Annotated in this window: 8 protein-coding genes; 6 read left to right on the forward strand and 2 right to left on the reverse strand. The window is 69.2% G+C overall.

Annotated elements, in window-relative coordinates; genetic code table 11:
• Window positions 1-313: 313 nt before the first annotated feature.
• Window positions 314-2,533: a glycoside hydrolase family 44 protein gene (locus KBI44_20220; protein MBP9146807.1), complete on the forward strand. Its 2,220-nt coding sequence runs from the start codon at window positions 314-316 to the stop codon at window positions 2,531-2,533.
• A 37-nt stretch (window positions 2,534-2,570) separates the two neighbouring features.
• On the forward strand, window positions 2,571-3,266 hold the full coding sequence (locus KBI44_20225) for a nitroreductase family protein (protein ID MBP9146808.1): 696 nt from the start codon (window positions 2,571-2,573) through the stop codon (window positions 3,264-3,266).
• A gap of 25 nt (window positions 3,267-3,291) precedes the next feature.
• Here KBI44_20225 and KBI44_20230 read toward each other — a convergent pair whose 3' ends face one another.
• Window positions 3,292-3,939: a DUF4410 domain-containing protein gene (locus KBI44_20230; protein MBP9146809.1), complete on the reverse strand. Its 648-nt coding sequence runs from the start codon at window positions 3,937-3,939 to the stop codon at window positions 3,292-3,294.
• Between the two features lie 37 nt (window positions 3,940-3,976).
• Complete coding sequence (locus KBI44_20235) at window positions 3,977-4,189, reverse strand: hypothetical protein (GenBank protein MBP9146810.1); 213 nt, start codon at window positions 4,187-4,189, stop codon at window positions 3,977-3,979.
• Window positions 4,190-4,255: 66 nt separating this feature from the next.
• Here KBI44_20235 and KBI44_20240 point away from each other — a divergent pair, with 66 nt between their 5' ends.
• The 4 genes from KBI44_20240 to KBI44_20255 all read left to right on the forward strand — a co-directional run bounded on the left by KBI44_20240 (window position 4,256) and on the right by KBI44_20255 (window position 8,552).
• Window positions 4,256-5,308 carry a mannose-1-phosphate guanylyltransferase gene (locus KBI44_20240; protein ID MBP9146811.1) on the forward strand — a complete coding sequence of 351 codons (1,053 nt, stop codon included), beginning with the start codon at window positions 4,256-4,258 and terminating at the stop codon, window positions 5,306-5,308.
• A gap of 19 nt (window positions 5,309-5,327) precedes the next feature.
• Entirely contained in the window at window positions 5,328-6,275 is a 948-nt protein-coding gene (locus tag KBI44_20245) for a lysophospholipid acyltransferase family protein (GenBank protein ID MBP9146812.1), read from the forward strand.
• Window positions 6,272-6,961 (forward strand): tRNA (guanosine(46)-N7)-methyltransferase TrmB, encoded by a 690-nt coding sequence (locus KBI44_20250; GenBank protein ID MBP9146813.1) that lies wholly within the window; start codon window positions 6,272-6,274, stop codon window positions 6,959-6,961. Before KBI44_20245 ends, KBI44_20250 begins: the two co-directional genes overlap by 4 nt.
• Window positions 6,962-7,118: 157 nt before the next feature.
• The gene (locus KBI44_20255) at window positions 7,119-8,552 is read left to right on the forward strand and encodes an HTTM domain-containing protein (protein ID MBP9146814.1); all 1,434 of its coding nucleotides are present in this window, start codon (window positions 7,119-7,121) and stop codon (window positions 8,550-8,552) included.
• Window positions 8,553-8,755: the final 203 nt, after the last annotated feature.

Genomic DNA, 8,755 nt, shown 5'->3' on the forward strand with positions numbered 1-8,755 from the left:
GCCGTCACCCTCGAGCGCAAAGGCGGCACGGCGAGCCCGACCTCGCCGATCCTGCTCACCGCCGACAGTCCGTTCCAGCTCTAGTCGCCAACCGTCGGACCGCCGACTCGGCGTCTTCGAAATGTAGGATGTGTTGAGCGAAGCGAAACGCATCGATCGCGTTCCGTAGGACTCCGCCGGCACCCGACCGATGCGGTGCGCTTCGATTACCGCATCCTACCGGCTGACGGCGGCCCGGCCGGGCTGTGAACGGGCTCACTTCGCCCGCAGCCGGTTCGCGGCAGGATTCCCGAGAGCCTCCGAGAGCGAACCCATGGACCCGCGACCGTTGAAGAACCTCACCTGCCGCAGACTCGGCCGCGTGGCGCTGTTGCCGGCGCTCGCCCTGGCGCTCATGGCGCCGCTGGCTCCCCTGGCCGCGCAGGACCTCTGGGTCTACGACAACGCTCTGGCCGGGGGGTTCGCGGACTGGAGCTGGGCGACGCACAACCTCGCTGCGACCGGAGACGTGCATTCGCCGCCCAACGCCCTCAGCTGGGAGCCGGACAACTGGGAGGGTGTCTACTTCCACAGCAACGCCGGGTTCGACTGCGCCGACTATCTCTCGCTGCGCCTCTGGGTGAAGGGCGTCGGGGGTGGGGGGCAGCAGGTCGATCTTTCGATCCTGCTCGACAACGCGGCGCTCGCGACGGTCGATCTCGACGCCTTTCTTCCGGCTGGCGGCATCTCGTCGTCCCAGTGGCGCGAGGCGGTGCTGCCCTTCGCCACGCTCGGACTCGCCAACTGCAGTTTCAACGAGCTCATCCTGCAGGCGGCGACCGCGGCCAACCAGGCCGAAGTGCGGGTGGACGACATCCGGTTCGTCTTCGATCCGACGCCGCCCGGTGCGGTCGCGGTGACGGTCGATCCGGCGCTCGACCGGCGCCCGATCTCCGATCTCGTCTACGGGGTGAACTTCGCGACGCCGGCCCAGCTCGCCGCGGTCGGCTACACGCTCAACCGCTGGGGCGGCAACCGCACGACGCGCTACAACTGGCAGCTCGACGTCGACAACAGCGCCAACGACTGGTACTTCACCAACTATGCCGGCGACAACGACCCGCAGAATCTGCCCGCGGATTCGGCCGCAGACGAGTTTCTGCGCGACTCGCGCGCCGCAGGAGCCGAAGTCGTTCTGACCTTGCCGACGATCGGCAGAGTCGCCGGGCCCGATCGCGACCGCCGCTGGAGCTTCTCCCAGGCTCTCTACGGTCCGCAGCTCGGGGATGAGTGCGACCAGGGCGCGCCGGAGTGGTGCAATCCGGACGCCGGCGACGGGCGCTGCACCCTGGCCGCGAACCCGCTGCATTGCAGCGCCGCCGGGTACATCGACGACAACGATGCCGACGACACGACGGTGCCGATACAGCCGTCCTTCGTCACCCAGTGGTTGAGCTTCGTGGCGAGCCGCGTCGGCCCGTCGTCGGGTGGCGGCGTGCGCTACTTCGCGCTCGACAACGAGCCGATGCTCTGGAACTCGACTCACCGCGATGTCCACCCGCAGGCGCCGACCTACGACGAGGTCTGGGCGCGCGGCCTCGCCATCGCATCGGCGGTGAAGGCGCTGGATTCGACGGCGCAGATTCTGGGGCCCGACACCTGGGGCTGGTGTGACCTATGGACCTCGGCGTCGGACGCCGCCGGCGGTGTCTCCTGCATCGACGGCCCGGACCGCCAGGCACACGGCGGCCTGCCCTTCGTCGCCTGGTATCTGGCGCAGAGCTGCGCCCACCTCGGCTCCACGGGCGTCCGGCCGATCGACTACCTGGACGTCCACTACTATCCGCAGAGCGGCGAGGCGTTCGGCGGCGAAGCCTACGCGGCGCTCCGCCTGCAGTCGACGCGCGAGCTCTGGGATCCGGCGTACACGTCCGCCTCCTGGATCGCCGACGAGGTCGCGCTGATCCCGCGGCTGCGCGGCTGGATCGACAGCGAGTGCCCCGGCACCCGCCTCGCCTTGACGGAGTACGCGTGGGGGGACGACGCCGCGCCGTCGGGCGCGCTCGCCCAGGCGGAGGTCCTGGCGATCCTCGGCCGCGAGGGGGTCGATCTCGCGACCCGATGGGTCGTGCCGGCGTCGGGCTCGAAGACCGAAGAGGCGTTCCGTCTCTTCCTGAACTACGACGGCGCCGGCGCCAGGGCCCTGGGCGACCGTGTGCGCTCGGTCTCGTCGGATGCGGCCGACGTCGGCGCTTTCGCGATCCGCGGCCATTCCGACGAGCTCTTCCTGTTGCTGTTCAACAAGGACAATGCGCCGCGCGAGGTCGAAGTCGCCGTAGCGGCCCCGCTCGCCGGGAACTTCGCGCTCTATCGCTTCACCGCGACGACGGCGTTGGGGCCGGCCGGCACAGCCGTCCCGGCCGCGGGAGTGCTCACGCTCACGCTCCCGGCTCGCTCCGCGACCCTCGCCCGTGGGCAACTGGCGTCGAACCTGATCTTCGCCGATCGCTTCGAGACCGCCACTGCGCTCGGCTGGTCGCTCGTCGTGCGCTGAGCCGGAAAGAGCCGCTCGACGGGTTATCGTCCGGTTCATGAGCGAGCCGCGCTTCGTGCCCCTCGATTTCGTTCGCCTCCCGGAGTCCGAGATGCTCGAACGGGCCCGCCGCTTCCACGCTGGGCTCGAACGGCGCCGCAGCGTGCGCGACTTCTCGCCCGAAACGGTGCCGCGCGAGCTCATCGAGCTCGCCATCCGCAGCGCCGCGACGGCCCCTTCGGGAGCGCACCGTCAACCGTGGAGATTCGTCGCCGTCTCGGATCCGGAGGTGAAGCGCGAGATCCGGATCGCTGCCGAGGCCGAGGAGCGCGAGAGCTACGAGAACCGGATGTCCGAGGAGTGGGTGGAGGCGCTGCGTCCGCTCGGAACCGGATGGCAGAAGCCGTTCCTCGAGACCGTGCCCTGGATCGTCGTCGTTTTCGCCGAGCTTTGGGAAGAGGGGGCCGACGGCGCCAAGGTCCGCAACTACTACGTCAAGGAGAGCGTCGGCATCGCCTGCGGCCTCTTCATCGCGGCGCTTCACGAGGCGGGGCTCGCGACCCTCACGCACACGCCGTCGCCGATGGCTTTCCTCAACCGGATTCTCGAGCGGCCAGGGAACGAGAAGCCTTACATCCTCTTTCCGGTCGGCTATCCCGCCGCGGGGGCAAGAGTGCCCGACCTCGCGCGCAAGACGCTGGCCGAGGTCGCGCGCTGGAGAGAGGCCGGCGGCCGCCCGGCGCCGGAGGCGTGACCTCCGGGCGGCCGCTGCCGGGAGGTCAGTCCTTGGCCCGCTTGCCCGAGTTGTAGAGCGCCTCGAGACCCTTCTTCGCCAGACGCTCGGCGAACTCGTCGACCCACTTGACGAACTTCGAGTCGGTGGTCGAGAGGTTGCTGCCGGAGACGACACGGTGATGGATCGCCGCCACCAGCTCGCCCGACTTCGCGTCGAGAAACTTCATGTCGAACGTGGTGCTGCCGGAGCCGGCGCCCATGCCGACCCAGAACTTCGCCGCCGCGCTGCCTTCCGTGCAGTCGACGATCCGGCCGACGACCTTCACTTCGCCCCCCGACTCGACGACGGTGACCGTGCCCGCGAGTCCGTTGCGGAAGGCCTCGGCGAAGATCTCCGGCATGTCCCCGGTGAGATTGTTGGCCAGCCGCTTGTCCTTGGCGTCGCGCTCGCCGGCCTTCTCGCCCATGAACTGGGGCTCGTTCCACTCCGCGAACTGGACCTTCTTGCCGGAGAGGGAGAAGCCGGGCTTCACCCAGAGATAGTCGATCTCGTCGGCCTTGCGGAACTCGCGGTCGTCGCCGAACCAGCCGGTGTCGAGCTTGCCTTCGTCGAGCTTCTGGCCGGCGCTCGCCGGAGTGAGTGAGAGGACGGCGAGTGCCGCGGCGAGGGCGCAGACCTTCGGGATGGACATCAAGAGTCTCCTTGTTCGGTACAGTGTGGAGTGCGGTTCAGTAGAAGTCGGCACAGGACAGAAAGTAGCCGCAGCCGGGGCGCGGGCAGAAGAGCTTGCACTTCCTCTCCTCGAGTCGGGTGCTGCAGTTGGGGCAGGTGAGCATGAGGGCTTCCGCCGCCCGCTGCGGCGAGCCAGCCGCATCGCTGGGTGTCGCTGTCACTCCATCAGCGTTCGGCAGGCGGTCGGGGGCGGGCGGCACGGCGCGCATTCTAGCCCCATCCGATCCGACAGGGCGGATGTGCCCGGACCGCCCCGCCGATATACTGCTCGTCTCATGTCGCCCAGCGCTCTCGTCCTGGCGGGCGGCTCCGGCACCCGTTTCTGGCCGTCGAGCCGCCGCAGCCGCCCCAAGCAGCTCCTCTCCCTGGAAGGCGAGCGGTCGCTGCTGCAGTCGACGGTCGATCGCCTGCGGCCGCTGGTGCCGCCGGAGCAGGTCTGGATCTCGACCACGGACGCCCTGCGGGAGGCCGTCGCGGCGCAACTGCCCGAAGTCCCGCCGAGCCACATCCTGACCGAGCCCGCGGCGCGCAACACGGCGCCGGCGATCGGCTGGTCGCTGCTCTCGATGCCCGCGGCCGCCCGCGAAGGCGCCGTCATCGTGTTGCCGTCGGACCACCGGATCGCCGATCCCGGGTCGTTTCGCGCCGCGCTGGCCCTGGCCGCGGAGGTGGTCGTTCGCGAGCCCCGGATCCTCACCCTCGGCGTGGTGCCGACCCATCCAGAGACCGGCTTCGGCTATCTCGAGATGGCGGAGGCGCTGCCGGGTCCGCCAGGCCTGCGTCGCGTCCGGCGCTTCACCGAGAAGCCCGACCGCGCCACCGCCGAGCGCTTCGTCGCGGGGGGCGAACATCTGTGGAACGCCGGCATCTTCGTCTTCCGCGGCAGCGTGCTGCTCGCCGGCCTCGAGCGGCACTCGCCGGAGCTCTGGAGGGGGTTGGCGGAGCTCGCGCGCACCCCCGAGCGGGCGGGCGAGCTCTACCCGCGGCTGCAGTCGATCTCGATCGACTACGCCGTGATGGAGAAGTTCGAATCGATGGCGGCGCTGCCGCTCGACTGCGGCTGGAGCGACCTCGGATCGTGGGATGCGCTGGCCGGGATTCTGGCCGCTGATGCCGCCGGCAACGTCTCGCGCGGCGGCGCAGTGGTGGTGGACGCCTCGCGCAACATCACCTTCGCCGAGGAGGGGACGATCGCGATCCTCGGGCTCTCCGACCTGATCGTCGTGCGGTCGGGAGATGCGGTGCTGGTGGCGCAGCGCAAGGACGCGCAGGAGGTCCGGCGCATCGTCGATCAGCTGGCGGCCTCCGGCCGCAGCGAGCTTCTCTAGCCCCAGGACCCGGACCGAGATGCAAGCGAAGATCCCGCGCTCCGGAGCCTTCTCCGAGCGCCTGAATCGCTGGGCGATCCGCCGCGGCTTCCCGGTGCTCGCCTGGATAGCGCCCCGGCTGCCGCGCTGGTTCCTCTTCCTGCATGCGCGCTGGATCATCGCCGTCGTCTTCTTTTTCCACTCCAGTCCGCGGCGGGCGATCGAGCGCAATCTCGCCCGCGTTCTCGGTGCGGCGCCCGGATCGGCCGCGGTGCGGCGCGCGGCGAACGCGATGCTGCGGCATCTCGCCTACTACTGGGTGGATCTCTTCCGCTTTCCGCAGCTGCCGCGAGAGCGCCTGCGCGAGCTCATCGTCGGCGGCGACCTGCGGGCGCTCGATCCTTTGAAGGAGCTGCTCGCGAGCGGCCGGCGGGTCCTGCTGATGACCGCGCACCTCGGCAACTGGGAGCTCGGGGCGGTGATGCTCGGGCAGGCCGACATTCCGCTCGCCATCATCTACGTTCCGGACGAGTTCGAGCAGGCGGAGCAGTTCCGCAGTCACATGCGGGGCTTGTCGAACGTCAGCGAGATACCCTTACCGGCCGACGATCGCTTCGCAAGTCTCGCCGTGCTGCGGGCGTTCGGCGAGGGCCGGGTCGTGGCGCTCCAGGGGGACCGGGACTTCCGCGACAGCGGCGTCGAAATGCCTTTCTTCGGCGCAGAGACCTGCTTCCCGAATGGACCGTTTCATCTCGCACGGATGACCGGAGCGATCCTGCTGCCGACGTTCATCGCCTATGCGCCCGACCTGCGCTTCGAGGTCGTGCATGGCACGCCGATCAGTGTGGCGCGCACGGCCGATCGCGACGGCGACGTGCGCGAGGCGATGCAGAAGTGGGTCGTGACCCTGGAGGACGCGGTGCGGCGATGGCCGACGCAGTGGTACACCTTCTACGATTTCTGGCCGCAGGAGGACCACTCCGCGTGAGCCGCGTCACGCGCGTTGCCACCGCCCAGGGTCTCGTTCCGTTCTTTTCCGAGCCCGCTGTCCAGCCGCAGCCCTTTCCGCCTGCCGGCGGGCCGTGGGAGGTCGAGATCGGGTTCGGCAAAGGGCGCTACCTTCTGCGCCGCGCCACTACCGAGCCGGAGGTGCGCTTCCTCGGTATCGAGATCGCCGGCGAGTACTTCCGCCTGGTGGCCCGCCGGATCGCGCGGCGGCGGCTCGCGAACGTCGTCCTTCTGGCGGGAGATGCGCAGTATCTCGCCGGAACGATCCTGCCCCGGGGCTTCGCGCGCGCCGTCCACGTCTACTTCCCTGACCCGTGGCCGAAGACGCGCCACCAGCGGCGCCGGCTCTTCGCCCCCGAGTCGCTCGACCTCGTGCAGGGCCTTCTGGCTCCGGCGGGGAGGCTCTACTTCGCGACCGATTTCCTGGCCTATGGCGAAGAGGTGCGGCAACTCCTGGAGTCGCATCCGGGAGCGACCGTGACCGTGCACGACACTCCCTGGCCGGACGGCGCGCGCACCAACTACGAAGCGAAGTACATCGTCGAAGGCCGCCCCATCCTGCGCCTCGAAGTCGCCTTCGAAGGCGAAGCCGCGCCGCACCCCCGCGGCCTGCGCGATCTGCTCGTCGCCGCTTCCCTGGACTGCGAACCCAGCGACCGCGGCTAGTCCGCCGCAGCGCCGGGAAGCCTGCCGGTGGGTCGCTCCGTGCGATGACCGGAGTCCGAGCCAACGGCTCCGCAGTATGCTCCCGGCCGGTTGGGGTGCCGGGCCGGCGCTCACCTGTTCCGGAGCCCCTGACGACATGGCAGCCGATTCCAGGAAAGTGAACGAGCGGAGACGCAGGACGGGCCCGGGCGGTGGCGCTCGGGAGGAGGGCGCGCTCTCGAGCCCGGCGACGGTTTCGGCGATGGGCCCCGGCGGGAGGTTCCTGTCCGGATCGGGCGACAGGGTCGATATCGCTTCGGTGGTGTTCTTCCGCATCTGTTTCGGCCTGCTGATGCTGAAGCACGTCCTGGAGTACCTGGTGGGCGGGCGCCTGAGCCGCCAGTTCCTGGAGCCCATCTTCCTCTTCAAGTACGAGGGCTTCGGGTGGGTGACGCCCGGATCCCCGGCGCTGATGCACGCCCTCTTCATCGGCCTCGCCATTGCGGCAGCGATGATCGCCTGCGGACTCTTCTACCGCTGGGCGGCGACGCTCTTCTTCCTCGGTATCACGTATGTCTTCCTGCTCGACACCGCGACCTTTCAGAACCACCTCTATCTGATCAGCCTGACGAGCTTCCTGATGATCTTCGTCCCCGCGGAGCGCGCCTTGTCGCTCGACGCCCGGCGGCGTCCCGCGCTGCGCTCCGACACCCTGCCGGCCTGGGCTTTGTGGTTGCTGCGATTCCAGATCGCGGTGCCCTATTTCTACGGTGGGATCGCCAAGCTCAACTACGACTGGCTGGTGCGCGCGCAACCGATGACCGTGTGGATGTCCGAGGGCACCGAGGGCAGTTGGGGCAGGCCGCTCAGCGCCTCCTGGGGACCCTACGCCGTGAGTTGGGGCGGGGTGATGTTCGACTTGCTGATCGTGCCTGCCCTGCTCTGGCGCCGGACGCGAATTCCGGCTCTCCTTCTCGCTGTGACCTTCCACCTGACGAACTCGCAGCTGTTCACCATCGGGGTCTTTCCGTGGTTGATGATCGCAGCGACTCTCCTTTTCCTCGAGCCTGGTTGGCCCCGGCGCCTCGGAATTCCGGGGCGACGGGCAGCACCCCGCGGTGCGCTCGCCGGGGCGAGCGGTCCGCCCACGGGCGGTCTGTCACGTCCCGGCCGCGCCTTTCTTGCGGTCTACGTGGCCGTGCAGTTGCTCGTTCCGTTTCGCCACTTCCTCTATCGCGGTCACGTCGACTGGACCGAAGAGGGGAACCGGTTCGCCTGGCGAATGAAGTTGCGCGACAAGCGGGGGGAGATGACGTTCGTGGCGGTGGATCCGGTGGCGCGCAAGATCTATCCACTGGACGGGCTCGAAGCGGCGCTCACGCCCGGGCAACGCCGGATGATGATCCACGATCCGGAGATGATGCGTCAGTTCGCGCACTGGCTCAAGGACAAGATGCAGGAGGCGGGCTACCCGAAGTTGCAGGTGCGGGCTCGCACCGACATCTCCCTGAACGGCCGGCCGAAGCAGCCGCTGATCGACCCGGAGGTGGACCTCGCCTCGGTGCCGGCGACCTTCGGGCCGGCAACGTGGATCGTGCCGCTGCGACCGTAGCCGCGGGCGTCGAGCCCGCGGCAGCAAGATGGGTCCACCGCCCGATGACCGAGCTCCATCCGGTTGAGGGGCAGCGGAAATGGTGGAGCGGAAGGGATTCGAACCCTCGACCCCCGCGATGCGAAGGTGGTGCTCTCCCAGCTGAAGAGCCACTCTGATGCGCCGTGGGCCTGCGGGCGGCGGTCAGGCGCTCGGTTCCGCGG

It is taken from the genome of Thermoanaerobaculia bacterium (assembly GCA_018057705.1).
Taxonomy (GTDB): domain Bacteria; phylum Acidobacteriota; class Thermoanaerobaculia; order Multivoradales; family JAGPDF01; genus JAGPDF01.